General features: G+C 46.3%; 19 protein-coding genes. 10 read left to right on the plus strand and 9 right to left on the minus strand.

What is annotated here, in order from left to right; all coding sequences use genetic code 11:
• Positions 1 to 90 precede the first annotated feature (90 nt).
• Positions 91 to 312: a hemerythrin family protein gene (locus AB8516_RS16905; protein WP_108340462.1), complete on the minus strand. Its 222-nt coding sequence runs from the start codon at positions 310 to 312 to the stop codon at positions 91 to 93.
• Between the two features lie 144 nt (positions 313 to 456).
• A complete protein-coding gene (locus tag AB8516_RS16910; protein ID WP_369162410.1) occupies positions 457 to 1,179 on the minus strand; it encodes a Crp/Fnr family transcriptional regulator in 723 nt (240 codons plus the stop codon).
• A gap of 363 nt (positions 1,180 to 1,542) precedes the next feature.
• Between AB8516_RS16910 and AB8516_RS16915 the strand changes: the two genes are divergently transcribed.
• The 6 genes from AB8516_RS16915 to AB8516_RS16940 all read left to right on the plus strand — a co-directional run bounded on the left by AB8516_RS16915 (position 1,543) and on the right by AB8516_RS16940 (position 5,864).
• The gene (locus AB8516_RS16915; protein ID WP_369162411.1) at positions 1,543 to 1,887 is read left to right on the plus strand and encodes an SEL1-like repeat protein; all 345 of its coding nucleotides are present in this window, start codon (positions 1,543 to 1,545) and stop codon (positions 1,885 to 1,887) included.
• A 382-nt stretch (positions 1,888 to 2,269) separates the two neighbouring features.
• The gene (locus AB8516_RS16920; RefSeq protein ID WP_108340465.1) at positions 2,270 to 2,671 is read left to right on the plus strand and encodes a bacteriohemerythrin; all 402 of its coding nucleotides are present in this window, start codon (positions 2,270 to 2,272) and stop codon (positions 2,669 to 2,671) included.
• A 310-nt stretch (positions 2,672 to 2,981) separates the two neighbouring features.
• The gene (locus tag AB8516_RS16925; RefSeq protein WP_369162412.1) at positions 2,982 to 3,338 is read left to right on the plus strand and encodes a hypothetical protein; all 357 of its coding nucleotides are present in this window, start codon (positions 2,982 to 2,984) and stop codon (positions 3,336 to 3,338) included.
• 205 nt (positions 3,339 to 3,543) lie between these two features.
• Positions 3,544 to 3,831 (plus strand): MoaD/ThiS family protein, encoded by a 288-nt coding sequence (locus AB8516_RS16930; RefSeq protein ID WP_369162413.1) that lies wholly within the window; start codon positions 3,544 to 3,546, stop codon positions 3,829 to 3,831.
• 3 nt (positions 3,832 to 3,834) lie between these two features.
• Positions 3,835 to 4,941 carry a WD40/YVTN/BNR-like repeat-containing protein gene (locus AB8516_RS16935; protein ID WP_369162414.1) on the plus strand — a complete coding sequence of 369 codons (1,107 nt, stop codon included), beginning with the start codon at positions 3,835 to 3,837 and terminating at the stop codon, positions 4,939 to 4,941.
• A gap of 35 nt (positions 4,942 to 4,976) precedes the next feature.
• On the plus strand, positions 4,977 to 5,864 hold the full coding sequence (locus AB8516_RS16940; protein WP_369162415.1) for a radical SAM protein: 888 nt from the start codon (positions 4,977 to 4,979) through the stop codon (positions 5,862 to 5,864).
• An 81-nt stretch (positions 5,865 to 5,945) separates the two neighbouring features.
• On the opposite strand, the gene AB8516_RS16945 is transcribed toward AB8516_RS16940, so the two are convergent.
• Both AB8516_RS16945 and AB8516_RS16950 read right to left on the minus strand, forming a co-directional pair.
• The gene (locus AB8516_RS16945; RefSeq protein WP_369162416.1) at positions 5,946 to 6,332 is read right to left on the minus strand and encodes a cytochrome c5 family protein; all 387 of its coding nucleotides are present in this window, start codon (positions 6,330 to 6,332) and stop codon (positions 5,946 to 5,948) included.
• A 72-nt stretch (positions 6,333 to 6,404) separates the two neighbouring features.
• Entirely contained in the window at positions 6,405 to 7,208 is an 804-nt protein-coding gene (locus AB8516_RS16950; RefSeq protein WP_369162417.1) for a DUF2189 domain-containing protein, read from the minus strand.
• A 230-nt stretch (positions 7,209 to 7,438) separates the two neighbouring features.
• On the opposite strand from AB8516_RS16950, the gene AB8516_RS16955 reads away from it, so the two are divergent.
• The 4 genes from AB8516_RS16955 to AB8516_RS16970 all read left to right on the plus strand — a co-directional run bounded on the left by AB8516_RS16955 (position 7,439) and on the right by AB8516_RS16970 (position 12,227).
• On the plus strand, positions 7,439 to 8,032 hold the full coding sequence (locus tag AB8516_RS16955; protein WP_369162418.1) for a hypothetical protein: 594 nt from the start codon (positions 7,439 to 7,441) through the stop codon (positions 8,030 to 8,032).
• Positions 8,033 to 8,564: 532 nt separating this feature from the next.
• A complete protein-coding gene (locus AB8516_RS16960; RefSeq protein ID WP_369162419.1) occupies positions 8,565 to 8,870 on the plus strand; it encodes a hypothetical protein in 306 nt (101 codons plus the stop codon).
• A 439-nt stretch (positions 8,871 to 9,309) separates the two neighbouring features.
• Entirely contained in the window at positions 9,310 to 10,455 is a 1,146-nt protein-coding gene (locus tag AB8516_RS16965) for a hypothetical protein (protein WP_369162420.1), read from the plus strand.
• Positions 10,456 to 10,661: 206 nt separating this feature from the next.
• Complete coding sequence (locus AB8516_RS16970; RefSeq protein ID WP_369162421.1) at positions 10,662 to 12,227, plus strand: TIR domain-containing protein; 1,566 nt, start codon at positions 10,662 to 10,664, stop codon at positions 12,225 to 12,227.
• Positions 12,228 to 12,412: 185 nt separating this feature from the next.
• Here AB8516_RS16970 and AB8516_RS16975 read toward each other — a convergent pair whose 3' ends face one another.
• From AB8516_RS16975 to AB8516_RS16995, 5 genes are all read right to left on the minus strand, one after another.
• Positions 12,413 to 13,204, minus strand: coding sequence for an SDR family NAD(P)-dependent oxidoreductase (locus AB8516_RS16975; protein WP_369162422.1), 792 nt, complete (start codon positions 13,202 to 13,204; stop codon positions 12,413 to 12,415).
• Positions 13,205 to 13,978: 774 nt separating this feature from the next.
• Positions 13,979 to 14,518: a hypothetical protein gene (locus AB8516_RS16980; RefSeq protein WP_369162423.1), complete on the minus strand. Its 540-nt coding sequence runs from the start codon at positions 14,516 to 14,518 to the stop codon at positions 13,979 to 13,981.
• 128 nt (positions 14,519 to 14,646) lie between these two features.
• A complete protein-coding gene (locus tag AB8516_RS16985) occupies positions 14,647 to 15,372 on the minus strand; it encodes a hypothetical protein (RefSeq protein WP_369162424.1) in 726 nt (241 codons plus the stop codon).
• Positions 15,353 to 20,899 carry a hypothetical protein gene (locus tag AB8516_RS16990; RefSeq protein WP_369162425.1) on the minus strand — a complete coding sequence of 1,849 codons (5,547 nt, stop codon included), beginning with the start codon at positions 20,897 to 20,899 and terminating at the stop codon, positions 15,353 to 15,355. Before AB8516_RS16990 ends, AB8516_RS16985 begins: the two co-directional genes overlap by 20 nt.
• A 560-nt stretch (positions 20,900 to 21,459) precedes the next feature.
• Positions 21,460 to 22,617, minus strand: coding sequence for a ribonucleotide-diphosphate reductase subunit beta (locus AB8516_RS16995; RefSeq protein ID WP_108294234.1), 1,158 nt, complete (start codon positions 22,615 to 22,617; stop codon positions 21,460 to 21,462).
• Between the last annotated feature and the right edge of the window lie 20 nt (positions 22,618 to 22,637).

Below are 22,637 nucleotides of genomic sequence, written 5' to 3' on the forward strand. Positions count from 1 at the left end.
ATCAATTTCAGGTTCAATCAATTTGCCTCGTCTACAAAGGTTGCTGGACATCGGAGGATGATTGGGTCTGATGTCTTTCTTCAGTCAGGGTTATCTGTTGATTTTTAAATCGGGCAGATTGCTGCTGCCGATTACCTGCAATACGATACCGACGCCCACAAAGAATACAATGCTGGCCATCAGACTGGCCGTGACGGGATCCTGGCCTCCCTCTCCGAAATAGAGGGCAGCCGCTCCGCAGAGGATACCGGTGAAATAGCTGATGAATGCAATGGCCATCAGGATTTTTTGGAAAGGTGTGCGCTGTTTCAACTGGTTATCCCGCCTGAGGTAAGAGGTTAGTCTAGAGCAATACTAACTGAATAATGGCCCTATTACCCCCCCTGGTTCTGTCAACACGCTAAGCGTGTGACGGTTCAGCTTCATTTGTATGATGATAAGCCGGATCTCTATAGGTCAGATAGCGATATCCAGATCGATAGAGTCCTTGAGGATGCGAATTCGACGCTTTGAATTGACGATATATCCTGCTTTGTCGAGCTTGCCCAGCATTCGGCTGATCGATTCCGGTGTGGCGCCCAGGTAGCGTGCGATATCGGTTTTTGTCATGGTCAATTTGATTTCGTTTGTCTGATTGCCCTGCCGAACCCTCACACGATGCAGAAGATCGGTCAGGAACCCCATCAGCCTTTGTGCCAACAAATGGTGATGGGTGGATAGGGCTTCATGCTCTTTATGTGCGATCACTCGGCCCAATTCGGCTATCAACTGGTTCTGCAGGTCGGGATATTCCTTCGCCAGGATCGCCCAATTGTCGAAGGTCAGTTCACATACCCAGGTTTTTTCGATGGCCAGGGCATCCGTGGCGAATCTGCGCTGGTGGATGCCATCCGCGCCGAACAGTTCCCCTGCCATGTAGAAACCGCTGATATGCAGATCCCCATCGAATGTGACCGTCTCTGTCTTGACGGTGCCGGCATGGACGACATATAGCGCATTACAGGATTCTCCCGCACGGTAGATATACTCACCGGGAAGATAGGGACCGATATTGGTGGTGGTGGTCTGTCCAGCTTGGTCTATTTGGTCACAATTGAGTCCGACATTGACGAAAAAACGCCGGAACAGACAGTGGGCACAGCGATGGTGTTGCTTTACTACACGTAGTTTGGGACTCATGGTTAGCCTGTGATCGGAATGCAATGAAGCGGGTTGAAATAGGCTTTCATCGGGTATCGGGCATATATCGGCATCTTCTGGTTGCCGGGATAGTATACGCGATCATAAGTGTGGAATGTAGAGATATCATTGACAATTTTAAATGGCTCAGGAACCTTTTTCATGTAAAGAGTTGTCTTTTTGAGTGATCATCAGATTGCATGTCCAGGCTGATTTTCTCGAACAGGCAGAGTGTGGTGATATTGGGATTGTTACTGATTTCCCTTTTGCCAATGGTGGGGCATTGTCCCAAATACCCATTTCAGCCTTATCAGGATAAACATCATGATAATCAGATCAATACTCCTCCTAATAATTTTGATAATGCCGCTCACATCAGCTATTGCCGGATTTGAAGAGGGTGAGGCGGCGAATCGCAAGGGTGACCGGAATGCCGCCTTTGCCGAGTATCGGGCAGCGGCGTTGGCCGGTGACAGTCGCGCCTATGGGAAGCTTGGCAGTATGTATCTCTATGGTCTCGGCACCAAGAGGGATTACAGTATGGCCTATGTGTGGTTTGGTTTGAGCAAGGAGTCCGGTGATAAATATGGAGAACGTTTCCAGCAGACAGCTGCATCGGTGATGTCGGCCGAGGAGGTCCGGCAGGCAGAGGTGCTGCTGAATGACTACCGTATGAAGCTCGCAGGTCAGGAAGAGCAGGCCAATTAGCTGATGCCAGCCCTCTTTTTAGAAAAACCATTGTCCGCACACTGACCGGTGAATTCTGCAGAATGCCGGGCCGGCGTAAAAAATGACTCTGACCTGATTGTTCGTCGTGTGCGACACGCCCATGATGCGTAGTCGTCATTATGACGGAATATTTCCAACTCTATACCACAGGTATTTACTCTGATTTATCCCAACCAAGAGCACTTGATATAGGGTAAGGCGTATTCGGGATTATTTTGTTAAAGAGTGAATAGAGCTGCACGAAAATGGCAAATAGGGTTACCGATTCGCCTGTTCTGATAGACGAATAAAAGACGTAAGCTATCAAAAAGACAGCTTGGATAGATAATTGCTTAAAGTCACGTCAAGTGGAGAAGTGATTATGAAAGATTTGGTTTGGAACAAAACACTAAGTGTCGAGGTCGATGAGATCGACGAAGACCATCGCAGACTGGTGGATCTGTTCAATATTCTCAATCATGCTGTAGCGGATGGGGATCCAGCGGACTATCAAGAGGCGGTATTGGAAGAACTGATATGTTGCACCGTCTGGCACTTCAGGCATGAAGAGCGCTTGATGCTGAAGTATGCCTATGAAGAATTTGAAGAGCACAAGACGGAACATCGGAATTTAATTGAAAGCGCCAAAGAGCTGCAGCAGAAATTCCTGCAGACAGATAGACAGATCGCGAACAAGGATTTTGAGTTTCTGGAGCATTGGCTGACCGAGCATATCCTGGTTGCGGATATGAAGTTGGGCGCTTATCTTGCCGAAGTGATGTAGTCGTCGTTTACCAGAGGTTTTTTTACGATAAAGAGGGTCAGAGAGCAATTGACTCTGATTTAATAAGCAATTTCCGCTGACCCCGTTTACGTTCTTTTGAATGGTAATATTCACCTAACAAAATATTTCCTGCTGTATATAGTGGTTGCATCGGAATTCCGAAAATGCCAACCGGGTGGCGAGTAGTGAATTGTGCCGAGTGATTCATGGCAGCCGGCCATTTGGATATGTTTTTGCCGATACATGGACAATAAACTGGTTCGTTATGTCTGCAAGCTGAACCAGACATCAGCATAAGGAGATATAGAATATGACTTATATTAACCGAGTCGTTCTTTTTACCGGTGCGCTGGCAACAATGATTGTTATATCAAGCGATACAGCCCTGGCAGCCTGTAATGCAACGGTGAATGGTCGTCCGATGACTCAGCAGGAGTGCGCCTTATCCATGCAGGTCTACGGCTATGTCATTCCGGGAGACTATCTGATGGATGGCTATGGCAACTGGGTCAATGCCAATAATCCCATGCACCGGGGGAATACCTACAGGGATGCACAAAGTTCACGTGGCGGTTCCTGGGGTGGCGGATCCTACGTCAGCCCCAGTACTGTGTATGACTCAAGCGGTGGTTGTGAAGGGGGCGACTGCGTCAATATCATCGATTGAAATTTACCTCATTGCTTATCACAGTTGATTGCATAGCGATAAACCTGCTGATTGGGGATGCGTCCCGGCCCTGGAACGGTTAAATGGGAACGGATCCGAGTTGAGTGGCTGTCCGGTCGTCATCGCGATGGCATCTGTATGGGTAATGGGGTAATAGCCTGAATATCATCAACCGTAGTGAGAGCATGTTATTTCGGCCGGTTATTTGTCTACCATTCAACCTATGCCGACGCTCTCGTTTACCTCCAATCTCACACGCCACACCCCTTGCCCGGACGCGGCCTTCGAGGCGGCGACGGTGGCCCAGCTCTTCGACTGTTATTTCAGCCAGTGGCCGGACGTGCGGAGCTATGTGCTGGATGATCAGGGGGCGGTGCGTAACCATGTCATCGTGATGGTGGATGGCCGGGGTCTGCATGACCGGCGGCGATTGAGCGACGCATTGGGATCGGAAAGCGAGGTCTTCGTCATTCAGGCACTCTCGGGAGGCTAGACCATGGGTGATCGTTTACTGGTGGGAACGCATAAAGGACTGTTTCGCGTGGTACGGGTAGGCGAGGGGTGCTGGGAGATCGAGCGGAGCTGGTTTTTAGGTGATCCGGTTTCCACGGTATTGGCGGTGCCGGGCAGCGGTCACATCCATGCCGCTCTGGACTTGGGCCATTTCGGCGTCAAAATGCAGCGTTCCCGGGACGACGGCGACAACTGGATCGAGGCATCGGTGCCCGCCTATCCCGACAAGCCGGACGGTCTGGAGGACAAGGATCCTTTCCGCGGCCTTGAGATCCCCTGGAGCACCCAGAAGATCTGGTCCCTGGCGGCAGGCATGCCCGGGGAACTCTGGTGCGGTGTCATCCCCGGCGGTCTCTTCCGTTCCACCGACGGTGGCGACAGTTGGACACTGATGCGGGCCCTGTGGGACGACCCTAGACGCAGGCAATGGATGGGTGGTGGCTACGACTTCGCCGGCATCCACTCGATCTTGGTCGATCCCCGCGATCAGGCCCATGTCACGGTCGGTGTATCGGTTGGCGGGGTCTGGACCACAACCGACAGCGGGGCCAACTGGGAACTGATCGGCGAGGGTCTGCGCAGCGCCTATATGCCGCCTGACCAGGCAGCCGATCCACTCACCCAGGATCCCCATCGCATCGTGCATTGTCCCGCTTCTCCGGACCGCCTCTGGATGCAGCACCATAACGGCATCTTCGTCAGTGACGACGGAGGCAGGCGCTGGCGGGAGCTGGAGGATGTCCATCCATCCGGTTTCGGTTTTGCGGTTGCGGTACACCCCACCGATCCCGACACCGCCTGGTTCGTCCCCGCCCAAAAGGATGAGCAGCGCATTCCCGTTGATGGGCGGCTGGTGGTTACCCGCACCCGCAACGGTGGCGAACGGTTCGAAGTCCTCGCTACCGGCCTGCCGCAGACCCACGCCTACGACCTGGTCTATCGGCATGCTCTGGCGGTCGATGACCCGGGTGAAAGGCTCGCCTTCGGCAGCACCACAGGCTCACTCTGGGTCAGCGAGGATCAGGGCGACACCTGGCAGGCCATCAGCCATCATCTGCCGCCAATCTTGTGTGTTCAGTTCCTCGTCTGACAACCTTGAAAGCTTGCTGATACTATAATCGCCCCATGTTGTTAAACTATATCGAACCCGTCTTCCGTCCCCCCAGCGAAGCGGAGTCATTGATCCTGCAGGTCACCAATGGCTGTTCCTGGAACAGATGCACCTTCTGTGAGATGTATACGGAACCGCAGAAGCGATTCAAACCCAACCCCATCGAAGCCATCCGTGAAGAGCTAGCGCAATTTGTTAGCATGAACATTCCGGTGCGGCGTGTGTTTCTCGCCGACGGCGATGCGATGACGCTCTCATATCGCCGATTGCATCAGATCATGCAGGCCATTAACGAATATCTACCCGATATCCAACGGGTATCGGCTTATTGCCTGCCGCGCAACATCAAAAACAAGTCAGTCGATGAATTGCAGGCACTGCGTCAGATGGGCCTGGATCTGGTCTATGTCGGTTGCGAAACCGGCGATGATCTGGTGCTGGAACGGGTCGAAAAAGGCGAGACCTGGCAAACTTCGCTGGATGCCCTGTTGAAGCTGCAGCAGGCGGGAATCAGGCGTTCGGTGATGATTCTGAACGGCCTTGGCGGGGTACGCTACAGCGAACAGCATGCACTCAATTCGGCTTCGTTGATGAACGAATCGCAACCCGAATATCTCGCCACGCTGGTGGTCAGCTTCCCAAAGGGGCAGCAGCGTCTGGTGCAGGGTTACGCCGGGGAGTTCGAAGCGTTGAATCTGCGTCAGCTGCTCGAGGAGATGGAGATACTGCTATCCGCACTCGAACTCGAAAAAACGATATTCCGCAGCGATCATGCGTCGAATTATCTGATACTCAAAGGCGTGCTGAGTAAGGACAAGGAGCGGTTATTGAGCCAGGTCCGAAGCGCCATCGCACACCCCGAGTCGATGAGACTTCGCGCGGAATGGCAAAGAGGTTTGTAAGGCTTTAACCTCAACGCTGAAATGGGCTCTATCCGTTGAAAATTGCCTGTAATAAATGCATGCAACCTGAAAGGAATGCGGTCACTTATCTGCCAGGGCCTCAACTGAAGCAATCATGTAGTCAACTGCCTGGCGAACCTGTTCATCCTTGAGACGGTCATTGCCGCCCCGGGGTGGCATGCGATACTTACCGTCGTCCCCCTTGATGCCGCTCAACGCACTCCGATAGAGGGCAGGCGCGCCTTTTTCGATCCGTGGAGCCCATGCGATTGTATCTGTCACAGCCGGCGCACCTGAGACCCCCAGGAGGTGACAGTTACGACAGGTTCCCATCCAGATACTGCGTCCCTTTGCAAGACGTTTTTCCGCGAAACGCGGCATATCCGGTATTGCCCCGGCTTCCGGCGGCTGCTCGCCACAGCCGGTGAGCAGATAGAGACAGATTGTGGAAAATAGGACGCGTGACATAATTGCGCTTAATCGAAACAGGGAAACAAGAGCAGGAGTATAGATCAAAGATCTATTATTGGAGGTCGTTCCTCAATCCAATTGACGGTCATTGATTGTCACCAGGTCACGGTAAGCGTGCCAGGTGCCATGGGCAGCCAGGGGGAATCCGATAATAAAACCGAGAAATGCCGTCATGAAACAGGCATAAATAATAGTGACCAGCATCCCTCCCCATAGCAGCATGGACACCAGGTTGTAGCGAACCGCGGCCAGGCTGGTACGCATGGCGGATATGAAACTGACAGGACGATCCATCAGCATTGGGATGGAAACCGCACTGAGGGCAAACACCGCGATGGCCACCATTCCACCGACAAAGGTGCCTACAGAGAGTATCTGGAGGCCCTCCCAGGAACCTAGGACCACCGATATGTATCCCTGCCAATCGGAAGGAATCTGGCCGTCATAAAAAGAGAAGAATATCAGTCTTGCCAGCATAAACCAGACAACAAAGCTGACCAGCAATACCACTCCCATACTGAATAGCTGAAACCTGTTTTGGGACCAAGCGAGGCTCGCCACTTTCAGACTGGAATTCTCGTTATGCTCCAGCTGCTGGCTGATTGAGTATGGACCTATACCGATGAATGGCGCGATCAGCAGAAAACCCGCCAGTAACGGTAGAAGCAGGTAATAGTTACCGGTGACGATGACTCCAACGGAAATCACAATGCTCAGCAGGGTTAGACTGGTGCCGAAGAACAGGCTCTGGCCAGGTGCCTGTTGAATATCTTTCCAAGCCGCGGCGAGCCACTGCCAAACCTGCTCCGTGGGTATCTCATTTATCCCAATGTTTTCCGTTTTGTTAATTTTAAGTGTGTAAACTTGTTTCATGATCAAACCAAAAGAACCCGTGGTCAGTAGGAGACCAACCGAGAATAGCAGAAATGGCTGTTCTTTGAATACTGACATCTTACCATCCCAGCGAAGATCTCAGGTGGTATTGCGCATTTAAGTATGGCCCTGGGTTTGTATCGTTAAAGTAGCTGATTCTTATAAAGCACATGGGCAATTGATCCGTTAATATGGATTAATGTCGCCTGACTGAGGAGGTGTGACCGAGAATGAGGGGATGGATACTATTTGCTGCGATTGCGGGTCTCGTTTGGTGGTTGCTGTCCGAGGATCCGATTCGTTATGGGCCAGGCGTTATTGCAGCAAAGCCGCCGATTCAGATTGCCGTCGATGATATGCAGGTCTTCCATCATCGGGGTTACTCGATAAAACCTATGGCCCGGTTCGAGATGTCTGCCCGGGTGCTTGGTCGTGAAGATTACAGCTTTGACCGGGAGGCGGAACTGGCGCCGATCGACCTCGCCGTGGGTTGGGGGCCCATGTCAGATGAACATGTCCTGGACAGGATCGAGATCAGTCAAGGTGGACGCTGGTATCGCTGGCACGCCCGGGAGATGCCATTGAAGAGGCGGGAGATCCAGTACAACAGCGCCAATATGCATATGATCCCAAAAGACGAGGTTATCGCTGATTTGCTCGATGAAGTGCGGCTTGGCCATATCGTGCATCTGCGGGGCTACCTGGTAGAGGCCCGCGCACCGGATGGCTGGTACTGGCGCAGTTCATTATCCAGAAAGGACACAGGAGCCCGGGCCTGTGAACTCATCTATGTCGAAAGCCTGTCGATCGAAGGACCGAGCTGAGTGAGATGGTGAGGTGAGGGAAATTGAAGGTAGCAAAGAGCATACAAGGGATCGTAGAGGAATTGTTTCTTATACTAGAGGCAATTCCTCTCTGGCCCCATTATTCCGAATATAAGAAGAAATTGTTCTGTGACCCCATTTCTTAGTTGAGCCTTGTAGCGGTGAAGATATAAAGATATATCAAAATAAAATATCAAAACTTAGCATATAACGGTAAACTACACTGATCATGAAAAACAACACATTTTCTCTTTCTTTGATAGTCACTATATCGTTAATGTTTGCTGCCTGTGGCGATGCTATCGAACCACCTCACCAAAGTCCGTCACAATAACAGCACACCCAACCACCGTAAGCCGTTTCGCTGCCACTGAAAAATCCGAGCTTCGAACAGTCTGATCAATACCTTGAAGGCTGGGGGTTTTCACAGCATGCGGGAGAACAGGCGTACGCAGTATCCATCGACACAACTGACAGTACCGATGGCAAAAACAGTTACCGTATCGAACACAAGCTGGTTCAGGCCTGGGGAATGATCAGTCAATGGTTACCGCTTGATTATGTCACGGGAAAATCCATCAAACTGACCGACATGATTAAAAGCGAAAACCTGGGTCCGGATGGTTTCGACCTCAATCTGGTGTTTCGAAAAGCCAAACGAAAAGTCATTGGAAATATCGGTACAGAAGTAATCACAGGCACCAATAGCTGGCAACGGATTGTAGCAACAGGCGTTATCCTTGCCGATACGGCTCATTTGCAGATTACAGCAGTGTTGAATGACGCTGGTACTGCTTGGCTGGATGATGTTCGGGTTAGCATCACCGATGAGAACTGATGCCTAGCTGGAATATAAAGGGGGTCAGAGAGCAATTGTCACAAAAAAAAGCTATTCCTCCCTGGCCTTGTTTTTCTTGAATTATTCAAGGCTATAACTATTCTTCCTAGGAAAGCATTCTGTACACTTGCTTATTACTATTTAGGGGATTTCTTATGCTCCTTGGGTTGAGGATTTGTTAACAAGAAAATAGGTGTCTGATATATTAATACTCCTCGATTGTAGTGGCATACAGCCATGATAATTTGTGTAACAGAAAGTAGATTTACAACTAATTATGGAACAGATCGCATGTTAATAATTATTATTAATGCGATTGGAGAAATGCGAACAAGAATTTTATGGATCATCAATCTTAATAAAAAGGGGGTCTGTCTCATAAAGATTTACAAGTAATGCATTCTGAAGGATTCATATTAATCTAGAGGGAGAATCGACGATGTTTACTAGTAATGGAGTCAAGTATTATTTGCTACTAATTTTCATTTATTTTTCAATTCATAACGCACATAGCAGAATAACAGATCAATACGCATTTACAGCAGAACCCAGTGAACAACAACAAGACTGCTCTAGTGTTATTGGTGAAGATCGACAAAGGGAGTGTTATTGCAAAAAAAGACCCTTTCTTTGTGATGATCGGGAAAGTCGATTCTCTTCATATAAACCAAACTACGCTATAGGTCAAAGCACAGATGGCGATGATGGCTCCTTCGAGGTTAGATACTCACTTCGTTATAATTTTTTACGCCCACATTGCATGCCGATTAAAAAACCAAAAAACAAAAATGACTATATTCCAGAACTGGATTGCCTCAGAGCATATGAAGAAAGGATTGGCGACATATTCTTCACCTTTACAGGCGAATTTGATTTTTTTCTTGGGACAAGAGATTCAAGCCCGGTAATTAATAGATTAAGCAACCCAGCATTTAACTTTAGGAAGCATTTTGAAAAAGCCTTATCATATGAGTCACATACTATTGAATGGGTCAATTTAAGCATTGAGCATAGATCAAATGGCCAAAGTACGAATGCAGATGAAATGATAACGGAACCTGAGTCATCTGATTTTGGAAGATTTAGGGCGCAAGTCGAGCTAGAGGCTGGAAATCAAGAATACTTCGACTCAATAAGTAGAAGTGCAAATTATATTGCAGTTGAAAGTAAGATTAACTTTGGGACAGGCCATTCAGACAATGTACTGTGTGATACCACATTTAAATGTGTCAATGCATGGGTGAGTGCAAAGCTTTATCTATCAGATGAATCAGATGTGTTTTGGGGCGATCTATCAGATAAAGGAGTTAATATAGAAGACTACGATAGAATAAAAATCATAGTTTCAGATACCTTTAATACAAATATATCATCATTCCCCACTTCTGAGATAGGCCTCGAATGGACAATTGGTGATGAATTACTTGATACTGACTCGTTTGACTTCTATATAGTTCTACCCTGGGTTCCTAATAATAACTTTAGACTTCCACTTTATCTACGAGCTCATTATGGTCCCATGAGTACACTTTCAGATTACACAAAAGATCAAAACTCTGTAGGTATTGGCCTAGTATTTAAGTAAAGGGAGTAAAGGGAGTAAAGGGAGTAAAGGGAGTAAAGGGAGTAAAGGTAAAGAGGTTCACTTTTACCCGAATGTCACTTGCTTATGCCAAGAATTACTGTCATCCCGGCGCAGGCCGGAATGACGAAAATCCTGAAATTTGTCTTAAGTAAGTGCCATTCTTCTCTGACCCCATTTCTCACAATTGGATCTGATAGGGTATTGGAATGCCTTTGATTTTCGTAAGTTATCGTCGCGAAGACAGTGCCGGTCATGCTGGCCGTTTGTTCGATCGTTTGCAAACGCATTTCGGCAAGGACAATGTATTCTGGGATGTTTCCGGTAGTATTGAGCCAGGCGAGAAATTTGACTTGGCAATCGAACGTGCAGTCACTAGCTGCGATGTGCTTCTTGCCGTGATCGGCAGGCGGTGGTCAGACAGCCGCGACGTGGATGGTAACCGTCGGTTGGATAAGGACGATGATTTCGTGCGTCTCGAAATCGGCAAGGCGTTACAGCGCGATGTAAAGGTCGTCCCTGTTTTGGTGGATGGCGCTGAACTGCCCGGTGCCGATGAATTGCCCGAGGAACTCGCGCCCCTCACGCGGCGCCAGGTAATCGAACTGACCGAAACGCGATGGGATTTCGATGTCACGAAGCTTGTGGAAAGTATCGAACGGAGTTTTGTCGACGAACACAGCGTGGGCCGCAAGGGCTGGATACTGCTAGCCAGTACTACACTGGTAGTGGCAATTATACTCGGCGTCTGGCTATTGCAGGTCCAGATGGCACCTGATTCGGTGCCCGAAGTCGTGGATGTTCCGCCCAAGGTGTCGGATGGCGTTACCTCCAAGCCGGATCGTAGTGCCGTTAGCGGAACGCAAGAACGAGTTCTAGTGCCGGCGTTGAAGGGAATGTCGCTGGATGCTGCCCGCACGCGTCTACAGGAGGCAGGGCTGAAGGTGGGTGATCTGACTTTTCTCACTTTGGGCAAGTTCGCAGCCGGTACTGTGTATTGCCAACGTTCGAAAGAGGGAGTATTGGTGCGAAGCGGATCAGCCATAGGTCTTTGTGTGGAGCGCGAGAAACTTCCCGGCATCCACTTTTCCGGTCAGATCTTCATGACCAACAACCGGGTTTTCGATCTAGATGGTGTAACAGGCTCGGCGCGCGGCGGCTTCGACATTCGTTTCGACACGTCGAACCCCTCGCAAAAACTTCTACAACCGAAGGAAGGTGCTGTTATGGTCGATATGGAACGTCGAATGGTTGATGCCGAAAAATGCGCGACAGCTCCCCTATCGGACCAACCTGTACGGGTTCTGGTAGGACACACCTATTGCCTGCGGACCAGTGCCGGACGCTATGCGGCTATCCGCGTCGAGGATATCGCCGAAAAATTGAAGCTGAGCTTCGACACTTATTCTGAAGCACGTGTTAACCGCGGTTCGATCACGCTTGTGGACGGCGAAAGCTACCACTTCAGCAGCGGTGACAGCGGCCGGTACAGAGGCGGCGATTTTTATGTCACGATAGACGAAAATGGTGGCATGCAGTTCAATGCCAACAACGCTGGTCAGAAAGGTGTGCTTGATTTGGGAGACATTGGCTTGCTCGATAGCGCCGAAGTCAATACGGCATCATTATCCGGTTTTTACAAGTTCGGCGTACCAGCCATTCCGGGGCATATCTACGTTTCGCCCGCACGTGAGGGCGAGGAGGGACACTTCATCATATTTACGGTATCCGGGATGACAGAACATTCACTGACCATCGACTACCGTTTCGAGTGATTGCTTGGGAGCCTTGCATGGCAAGTTCAGCCATTGGCGTCTCGTTCCCACCGACTCGTCAATAAGGTAACAGAATCTCCGGGACGAATCTCCGGGACACCCGTTAATTGTTTCGATGCCAATCTCTTCTTCAGTTTATAACCAACTATATTTTGCGGGTGTGCCCGATTACGGTTGTGGAAAAATCAACCATAGGCTTCACAGGTCTCAAACAGCCTTTTTATGGTATTGCGGTCTTTGCTGAATCCGCAAGGGACTGCCTTGCGTTTCTCGAAATAACGTCCCGTTGTCTCGGTCCTGGCGCTGCCAATGGCTAGCCAGACAGGGGTATCCGCCCCCTCCTCAGGGCTCTGGTGACCGCCGAAGCCGAGGTTGTTGCTTAGGGTTGAGTTTACGTCGCCGGGATGGCAGGCGTTGACACAAACTTGTTGGTCAGCCAGACGTTCAGCAAAGGCGGTGCTCAGGATACGGTCAGCCTGTTTGGACTGACGGTAGGCGGTATCGTTATTGTAGCGACGTTGGCGAAACTCCAGGTCGTCCAGGTCCAGTCCTCCCGCCCAGTAGCTTGCCACGTTCACCACTTGCGCCCCTCCGGATGCGAGCAGGTATGGGGTGAAGGCTCGGATCATGCGAAAATAGCCCAATACGTTGGTGGCGAACTGTAGTTCCACCCCCTCCGGGGATTCCTCCCGCCGACGGGGTGTGATGGCTGCGTTGTTGACAAGGATATGCAATGGACCATTCCAACGTTCAGCGAGATCGCGTATTGCATCGCCCCGGGAAAGGTCGGCCAACTCAAAGCGCACATGGGAATTACCCGTTTCGCGCCGGATACGTTGCACGGCGCGTTCCGCCTTGTCCTGGTTGCGGACAACCAGCACCACCTCCCGCTCACCATCGGCTGCCAATCCTTTAGCAATGGCCTCACCAATAGCGCCGGTGGCGCCTGTTACGATGGCGCAGGTTCGGTACGGCATCGGTTCCTCACTTGTTTGGAATCAAAGGCTCTTGGATCGAATATAGCAGTATTTAATGACCTGAACGTAAGCAAACTCACTACAGTAGATCAGCATCCAGGACGGTTGTGCAACATTATGGAATTATGCGGGTGTCCCTAAATATCAGTAGATCAGCATCCAGGGCGGTTGAACAACATTATGGAATTATGCGGGTGTCCCCAAATATCAGAATCACCGTCATCCCGGCGCAGGCCGGGATCCAGAATACTTGATGGTGAGGGTATTCCTGGATTCCGGCCTGCGCCGGAATGACGAAAATTCTCTGAAATTCGTTTTAAGCAAGTGCCATTCTTCTCTGACCCAATCTCTCGATTTCTCGTTATCATTGTTTATGTAATAGACTGAGTTATCGATCATTGTCACCAGAACACTGCCAGCCCCTCGTTTCTAATTTCTTAATGAACTCGACAGTTTTTCGCTCACAATAACTATCGTCATTTTCAGCTTTCCATAATGTACGTGGCATTACGTTTTCGTCTGGTTTTGTATAATAGACTTTGCAGGGCAATCTGGCGGGTTCATTTGGATAGAAGATAACCATGTTCCTTGTTAGTTCCGCATAGTGACAGGTCCATGAATTTGCGAAACTCTCAGCTGGCATCATAAGAATAGTTAGTAGAAGCATCCAGGATTTGTAAATCAGATTCTTCATGACATCTCTCCAAATATATTCACACATAGATCCAACTTCAGGTGACGGCCAAAAGCGGACATTCAAGGCTATCTTTTATATTAGAAAGCAACATTCCGTGCTTCTTGCCTAACTCCATTTCCATACTCTTCTAACAAAAATATTCGTGAAGGAATGTCTAGCTCTAAGTAAATACCCAATTTATAGTTACAGACATGCTCAGGATGAACCAACCCATCTGCTGACCAAACATCATCGAAACTTGACTTCGTTAAGGCTCTTAATCGCTTTCGATCATTATCTTTTTCTACTTGCGGGCGGCTCGACTTCTTCATTTCTAAAGCAATCAGATTATCATTATTTACGGTGTTACCACGACTATGAAGAATTAAGTCACAATTAATTGTAACAACCTCATAATTTTCATCCAGAATCGTTTTAATTTCTCCGTCTTGCTTTCGATTGTACTCAGGGTCTACAAAGTAGTCCTCTAAATCATACTCCTGTAAAAGATTGCTCATGTGGATGGATAAACGTCCACAAAGATTTCTCTCATTGACATCACCGAGAATACTTTCACGATCAGACTCAATGAATATCTCGAATGAACGTTTAAACAACTCTTTTAATTTATTTACCAATTAACTACTCCATTACATCTATCGCAGTTTACATTCGGCCAGAAGCGGACATCTGTCAACTCACGCATATATTGACCATCAGGCCACCTTATACTGTATTCCTTAATAAAAATTGGGAGATTAACATATTAGTAAGTACGCGCCTCAACCAAATACGGCCATACCTTCTCCGCTATTTCAAACGGTAATTCATCGCAAACTGATTTCATCGAAGATACCGTAGCCCCCTTAATCTCAGGTGCCAAAGACCATATCCCTGACAAAAGCGACCCCTTTTCAGTATCGAGCAGATTATATTCATTACGACTAAAAGTGATCTCATATATAGCATTGACTAAATGAGGCACCGCATCACGAACTAATTCACCACCATCATCTGTAAATGCTTGGACAATATTCTGTATTTGCTCTTTTATATGGGATAACCCATCTTCAAACCCGTAAAGTATACATACCTTTGTAGCGTACGAAATAGAAACGCAGAAAGAGGCATACTCTAGTTTTAGGAGTTCGTAGAAGTCGGTATTTTTAACGAGGTTTTCAAAAGCAACATGCATATTTTCGGGTAACTTATGATGCGGATATAGGCAAAACAAATTCATCCAAATATTAACTAAATTGTCTTGATAAGAACCATCTATAAGATCCTTGTGGGTTCTTGCACGCACATCCTTAATTTGTTCCGCATTGAGTTCGTCAGTATTACCAAACCGGCCAAGCACCTCACAAGCATTTTGATCGAAGTAAGTGTTTATGATATTTGGTGCGATTTCTTGGTCTGCGTAAATATAGAAATGAATTATCTGAGCTCCATCGTGTTCGATAGTTACATGTTCACGAATAACAGACCTCAATTTTTTTTGTAAGGTCTTTAGGGTCTATATTATTTAGGGCATAGCCAATCGACTGAAAAACATAGTTCATCTCATGAATATGTTTTGCATCTGAAATATCGGTAAAGGTTCGTTTTCCAACAAGGTTTTCGGAAAGTCCTAATTCACGTTCTTTTGACCTAAAAAACTCTTCAATATCATTTCCCGGATCGCCAATTTCCATCAGAATGGAAATAACTTTATTTGCATGTAACCACGATATCTTTTGTTTCGTAAGTTTTGACCACTGATGAGTATGAACTGATTTTTCTATATCGTGCGACATCCATCTTAGAATCGCAAAAAATGTAGCGTTGAGTTGTCCAATATTCTTACTTGTCAAATATGCTTCGAGGCGCAACAAAGCTTTTTTAGCAGTCTTCTTGTATCCAAATTCAATAGCAAGATGTACATAATGCATAAGAGCCGTAAATGATAGTGTTGAATTACCGATATCATTTATCACTTGATTTCTATCTTTTTTACTAAGCTTACCAAGCTTTGATAAAATCGGGTCTGGCAGGTAACAAGGTAAATTAACATGTCGCTTAATGGCCTCCAACAAGCCATATTCCGCAATTAGTTCTTCTAATGATAGATTTAAATCGTTTTGATCTTCTTTGATAGGGTCAATTCGTAAGTACTGTGGCAACATTTTAATGCCAGAGCTTATTTCAACTGACGATATTTTTCCTGTTTTACGAATTTCACTACTGAGGTTTTCATAAAATTTAACAGCGCTATTTCTTAATAAGTCATGCAGGGACTCAATTCTTTCAGAAGGTTCTTCGCATGTTGTTATAGATTGCAACTTAACCCTTAATTCACGCTCAGAGATGTCTAATATTAGCTTATCCTTTACCAGCCTTTCGATCCTTTCCTTTTCTTGTTCCAGGAACAATAAGTTCTCAATGCTTGCAAGTCTAAAGGTTTTACTGTCATCAACGTTTTCAAAAATAAATACTGGGTAGCGGCTGTTCTCTTCTTCTAAAAATTTGACTAAGAATTTCTCCTTATCGTCATATGTACTAACTTCCCTAGGACTTCCTTTAGCAGCTTCAATCAAGTTATGTGCCAGCAGAACAGTTTCAAAATAATAATTATAAACAGGAAGAAGCGTGACCTCTTCTCCAAACCCAAATTTCCTGCGCACTTCTTTATCCGAAACTAATTCATCTCTAATGTCTGCTGGACATGCCCTAATAAGCCCCATCATCATTTTCTTATATAATTCAGTTGCCACTTCCTCATCTAGCTCTTCATCTAGTTCTTCTTTAGCCTCCTCTTTGATATTCCCCAAAGACTCCATCGTTAGGTATTCTGATAATGTAGATATGAATTTCTTAAAAAGCCCTGCATTATTTTGTAACCTTTTGGAGATTATGGCTTTGTAACACCAGTCTAAATATTCTTCTTGTAAAGTCCTATCTTCGCTAACCTTCTTAGGCGAATTAAATGCCATTGCGTTGGTGAAATAGTTAACATGCCTAACAAGCCAGTATTTATCTTTGTCATCTTTAGACTTAATCCATTGTGGAGATATCGGAAAATTTTCTATATATAGATTATCTATTATCCAGTCACATTCAGCTTTTTTTCTATCAAGGTCTTTATGTGTGTCATCCCATATTGAAAGAATAGCTCGGTTAATCGTTTGGTGATATTGAAGAAGGAACTGTACATCCCCATTCTGATTAGGAACTCGTTCTTTCTGTGTTGGGCTTAAAAGACCCGAATTATCTTGAAAACACCCAGAGTAGTACCTTCTCAGAAGTGCTAATTCCGGAGTTTCCACAATCGCCCCGTTATTAGATCTAGCATCCGTGAGATAGATTTGTAGGCCACTTGACGACAATGGTATAAAACGAGCGTTAGCTTTTCTAAGCTGAGACACTAAGTCTCGCTTCCTATTTTTGTTTATTTTTCCGTACTCTACTAACGCATCTAGGACATCGAGCACGCATATTGTCGGATTTGTACCAGCATTATTGTATCCGTTAATCATCCTATCGTCAGACCAAATCATATATCTTTTTTCATTTGGGATTTTTAGAAGTGAATGCAATATAACTGTTTGAAAGCTTCCTGTGGCTATAAGCTCTTGATCTTCTGTAGAGTTATTTGCAGGCAATACTGAGTAAATCCCATTCTCTATTTTCTCACTTATGTTTGACCTTAACTCGCCAATCCAACTAGATAACTCCTGTCTATTTTTGTGTCCCAACAAAGTCTGCTTACAATCTTCAATAAAGAAATTAGTAACAATGATATTGTACGTATCTACAAAAGAAGAAAGTAAACCGGATATAGCTATCTCTACTAACAGACCATCATCACAATATATATTCTCTCCAGCATGCAAATTGTCTTTACCTGTATCAAATACGCCTTCCCCACCCAGCCTGTTAATAGCGTCATTTAATGTAGCTTGACTTATTCTCCCCTTCTGCTCCAAATCGCGAGCTACAAAGCTACAGTTAATTCTACATTCCAGAGAAACTTTGTTATCGTCATTTGAGATATTTGACCATGTTAAATATCTTGCTCCAAGTTTATCAATTTTCGATATTTTATCAGCGAACTCTTTTTCATCTATGACAGTAAACGTTCCTTTATCTATTTCCTTGATGATCTCAGTAACTGCCTCTATTCGGTCTGGCTGTCCCTGACTAATATCATTCTTCATATGATGAAGAAACTGAGAGGTTTCAAATGGTATTGATATCGGGGAAAACGTAGCTTCTATGTGATCAAGGATTCCCAGATGCTGGCACAGCAAAAGAGATGTAATATCCATACATATGTTCCATTCCGTCGGGCTTGCTGGATATTTCTCGAAAACCTGCCTTCCCCCATGTCTTATAAACAGAGGCTTTGTAGTGGCTGGATTTCCTATTTCCTCAGCGACATTCAAGCTAGAATGATACAAAACGGCAAGTGAGATATTCTCCAGTTCTGATACTAAATGTATTGGCGCCTGGCATAGATTATAAAAATCTACTTTTTTTTGTTGGCGCGCAGGAGCTGATTGAACCATCTCAATGATTTCATCAAAGCTCTTTAGCTCTACACCGGGAAGTAGACCTTTTTCAGCATCTGTATAGAACCTTCTCGAAAGGTCGCTCATTTCTGATACTATGCCCAAGGTTAAACATAAATGATGAGCCGCAGCCACCCTTTCACGTTCAATTCCTTTTTCGTCGGCAGCTTTCAATAATTCGATCGAAAAGTCTCTATCTTCATTTGACAATAAGAAAGAGTACCTAAGTAGCTGGCCAGCATTTAAATTAGTAAATGGCCTTAATTTTTTGAGAGTAGAAATAAATTTCGGAATATTGCCTTGAGTAACATATATTTCTGCAAGGCCAATAACATCGTTGGTATCTTCTGTTTCTTCAGCTAAATCTCTTGCATCTTTAATCGCTTGTGGCAAATGTCCTAGTGACTGTTGGGCAGCAAGCTTTATCCTCCTCACATTTAGTGGCATCTCTCCTTCACCAAAAACACCCTTATAGGTCTCTAAGATTCCAAATATCGATGAGTATTGAATTTTTTCATATAATGCTTGTAAGACTAGCTCCGTTATAAACTCCGTTCCTACTTCGCTGACTATCTCATTGGCATTGTTAGAGATAAAATCTAATTGCTTACCGTAAAAGAGCTGCTGAACAGCATCACTTAATAAATCCTTAGGTTTGCTCCCATTAAGAATCTCTGATGCAAAACGTTCAAGATCTGTAAAGTCTTTAGATGATATCCCACGCCTAACTGCCTTGTTAAAGTAAATCCTATCCTTATAAATTGGATCTGCGCTCTCAATTTCTTCGTCGGAAACACCTTCATCACTTGTCTGAACAATCCAGTATTTCCATAAATCTTTCTGGCCTTCAGATACAAAAATAGCTTTGCTTGATTTTAATACATTAGCAGCCTGATCAACCTCTTCTAGCCTGATTAATATTGAACACAAGCCCAATACACTAGTAACATTGGCTTTACCTTCCTTAATCAGGTTATTAAGCGATCTCTTGCTCTTTTGGCATAATTTTTTATCTAAAAGATTTCTTGATACACCCCACGCCAGAGCAGTCGAATGACAAGGGTTTGATGTTAATAGCTCTATACAATAGGTCTCGGCCTCTTTCCGTTTCTCCATGTCATTACAAAGACATGCCAATTTCCAAGTTTCGAACGCGCCAGCATCTTCTTCACCCAATTCACACTGAGCTATCAAACGTTCGAAAATGTCGTGAGCTTCTCTTAAAGCATCTATACTCGATTTATTTTTTTTGATAAGAGACCAATCTACAGGCTCAGGCCACGACAATATATGTTTAGGCACCCCCGAAGGAGAAAGCGCCTTGTAGTAAAGTAGCGCTCCTTTGGTTTGTAAAATCACCTTATCATTCAAAAATATTTTTTCGGCTTCATTTATCTCGGTTATCGCATCTTTTAAATTCTTCTCATATAAATAGCACCCAGCAAGTATTCTATGCTTTTCGGCTCTTTTCTCTCCGTCACAATCGTAATTTGAGAGGACTTTTCTAGCTTCTTCGTGCTTATCTAATGCGGAAAGTAACGTTGCTTTCAACGTTGTGATATTTTCGTCTGAACTTTCTTTAATTGAGTTGTATGCTTCTTCAGCACCCTCTTTAGTCCATTTTATTAAGGTTCTTAGTTGAGATACTCCTTCTGGAATAAATAGCTCGTCAGCTTGTGATGCGAGTACTTCGGCTTGCTCTGTATCTTGATATTGTAGGAGCTTTATGTTTGCTTCAATTCTAAGAATTTTAGCTCTAGTTTCCCGTTCCATTACCTCCCATCTAACAGTATCAGACTTTATACTATTGATTTCAGATAATGAGGTTCTAAACTTACCCTCTCTGAACAACTTCACAACAGCATCAAAATCTTTAGAAGCGTATTTGTTAACCGTATCTATGTAAATATCCCTTGAAATGCTGTCTGGTTGAAACCCTTTAAGTTCAGCTCCACAAATCTTTTTCAAAAAATGCTCTGGAGGTTCAAAAAACCGAGAAACTATTTCTGGCTGACCTTTCAAATACTGGGTAATATTCCGATCCGACCAAGGTTCAAACTCAACGCCTTTTTTGGCAAGCTTTTTTCTACAAGCCTCAATAGCATCTTGTCGCTTTATCTGAGATAAGCTACATGCCACTAACAAGTGAAATGTTTTAACATTTATTTCTGCCCAATGCGTATCCCAGTGAGACAGAAACTCATCCACAGCATCAGTTATTTTTTGAGGACCGAAACTCTGGTAACATTTGCTTTGCCCTACCTCAATCGCGCCGTCTTTTCTGTCTGCCTTAATATCCATGCCATAGTCTGTCTCGCCACGAACGCCGTATCGGTCAGCCTTTTTTATATCGGGTAAACTATCAATAACGCTGCATGTTAATTCCTCAAATACATCGTCATTTAACCTCCACAACTCAGGGGGCGCTTCTGAGTTAAGTCCTGGCTTTACTTTATCCTGATTTCCCATAGTGAAACTTATAATTTTTATTTAAAAAGAAGCTATTTTTTCGGGTTCTCGGAATTCTACCGATTTCATCTTAAAACTCGCTCCACCTTCGTAACATATACTAGGCTTGAAAACAGAAAATATATTCAGTTAATCGCCAATCCTTTTTACCAATAAGTACAATTCAATTGGCCTATCATTTCCAAATCAATCATCAAGGCATGTAAATTCGGAATTAGAGGTAAACGACTTTAGCAAATGTCCGCTTTGGGTCGGTACCAGAAGTTTGGCCAATTCAGTCCTTAACATTCACTTGGGTTGCAAAGCAGTAGTTATTTCCATTCAGTTAGCAAGTTTGCACGCAGTATGCGGTGCAATATATACGTGATTTATACGATCCGAGAATAGGGAATTAAACCGGCTGATCAAAAAATAACTGAATGCAGTGAGTTATGCCTTCCATGGCAAATCCAAAAATATCTATAAGATTATCGAACAAATCTAAGAATGGTCATTATGAGTCTAGTTTTAACCTGTAAACATCCAATTTATGGTGAATCCCTGCTTTACAACTTTTCAGTTCAGTCCCACTTCAAGGCCCCACCCGTCTGATACTCCGTAACCCGTGTCTCAAAAAAGTTCTTCTCCTTCCGCAAATGCGCCTGCTCATCCAACCAGGGTAGGGTGGCCTCAGCCCCGGGAAAAGGCTCATCAATCCCAAGCTGCCTGGCACGCCGATTGGCGATAAACCGGAACTGCCCCACATGGTCCTCCTGGGAGTAACCGAGAATAGGATCGCGCAGGATGTAACTCGCATAACCGATCTCGGCGGCTTCCGATTCGTCCCACATCTCGCGCAGCACCTGTTTGTCGAGGGTGATGTTCTCTTCCTGGATGATCTGTTTGACCACCCGGATGCCGAAGGAGGCGTGCAGCACTTCGTCGCGCATGATGTATTGCAGTTGCTCGGCGGTGCCTTTCATCAGGCCGCGGCGCTGCAGGGCGAAGATGGGGCTGAAGCCGTTGTAGAACCAGCAGCCTTCGAAGATGGCGGCGAAGAAGATGTAGGCCATGACGAAGTTCTGCAGCTCATCCGGGTCGCGCAGGTCGATGTCGGCGCGCAGGATGGAGGCGAGGCGGCGGTTGGTGATCTGGATCTTCTTGTTGATCTCCGGCACCACCCGGTAGCGGTTGTAGATCTCGCCCTGGTCGAGGCCGATGGTTTCGATGCAGTGCTGGTAGGTCCAGGTATGCAGCGACTCCTCGTAGACCTGGCGCGCCTGGTAGATCTGCAGTTCGGGTGCCGACATCTTCTCCATCACCGCCAGGCCGATGTTGCGCATCGCCAGGATGTCGGAGGTGGTGAGGTAGGAGAGCACGTTCTCGTAGACGTGGCGCTCCTCCAGGGTCAACTTGTGCTGGTAGTCGTGGACATCCTGGGCCATGTTGATGTCCAGCGGGGTCCAGTGATTCTTGTTGGCGTTGAGAAAGTACTCCCAGGCCCAGGGATACTTGAAGGGCGCCAGCTGGTTGATGTCGGTCATGCCGTTGATGACCCGCTTGTCGTCCGGGTTGACCGGTTCCATGGAGGTCATGGCCTCGGCCTGCTCTTCAGCCTGTATGGCGCGGGCCGCCTCTTCCACCACATGGGGATGGGCCGGTTGGGTCTCGGTGTTCGCAGGGGCCGGCGTCGATTCGATGGGCGCCGGCTTCGCGAGTGGATCGTCCCAGTTCAGCATCTTGTGTTCCTCTCTATTCT

Origin of the sequence: Candidatus Thiodiazotropha sp. LNASS1, assembly GCF_964212655.1 — a bacterium.
In the GTDB taxonomy this organism is placed as follows: Bacteria; Pseudomonadota; Gammaproteobacteria; order Chromatiales; family Chromatiaceae; genus Thiodiazotropha.

Coding starts and splice junctions, on each gene's coding strand:
- AB8516_RS16910 (WP_369162410.1), bottom strand. CDS start 1,179: ATGAGTCCCAAACTACGTGTAGTAAAGCAACACCATCGCTGTGCCCAC.
- AB8516_RS16915 (WP_369162411.1), top strand. CDS start 1,543: ATGCCGCTCACATCAGCTATTGCCGGATTTGAAGAGGGTGAGGCGGCG.
- AB8516_RS16920 (WP_108340465.1), top strand. CDS start 2,270: ATGAAAGATTTGGTTTGGAACAAAACACTAAGTGTCGAGGTCGATGAG.
- AB8516_RS16925 (WP_369162412.1), top strand. CDS start 2,982: ATGACTTATATTAACCGAGTCGTTCTTTTTACCGGTGCGCTGGCAACA.
- AB8516_RS16935 (WP_369162414.1), top strand. CDS start 3,835: ATGGGTGATCGTTTACTGGTGGGAACGCATAAAGGACTGTTTCGCGTG.
- AB8516_RS16940 (WP_369162415.1), top strand. CDS start 4,977: ATGTTGTTAAACTATATCGAACCCGTCTTCCGTCCCCCCAGCGAAGCG.
- AB8516_RS16945 (WP_369162416.1), bottom strand. CDS start 6,332: ATGTCACGCGTCCTATTTTCCACAATCTGTCTCTATCTGCTCACCGGC.
- AB8516_RS16950 (WP_369162417.1), bottom strand. CDS start 7,208: ATGAAACAAGTTTACACACTTAAAATTAACAAAACGGAAAACATTGGG.
- AB8516_RS16955 (WP_369162418.1), top strand. CDS start 7,439: ATGAGGGGATGGATACTATTTGCTGCGATTGCGGGTCTCGTTTGGTGG.
- AB8516_RS16960 (WP_369162419.1), top strand. CDS start 8,565: ATGATCAGTCAATGGTTACCGCTTGATTATGTCACGGGAAAATCCATC.
- AB8516_RS16965 (WP_369162420.1), top strand. CDS start 9,310: ATGTTTACTAGTAATGGAGTCAAGTATTATTTGCTACTAATTTTCATT.
- AB8516_RS16970 (WP_369162421.1), top strand. CDS start 10,662: ATGCCTTTGATTTTCGTAAGTTATCGTCGCGAAGACAGTGCCGGTCAT.
- AB8516_RS16975 (WP_369162422.1), bottom strand. CDS start 13,204: ATGCCGTACCGAACCTGCGCCATCGTAACAGGCGCCACCGGCGCTATT.
- AB8516_RS16990 (WP_369162425.1), bottom strand. CDS start 20,899: ATGGGAAATCAGGATAAAGTAAAGCCAGGACTTAACTCAGAAGCGCCC.
- AB8516_RS16995 (WP_108294234.1), bottom strand. CDS start 22,617: ATGCTGAACTGGGACGATCCACTCGCGAAGCCGGCGCCCATCGAATCG.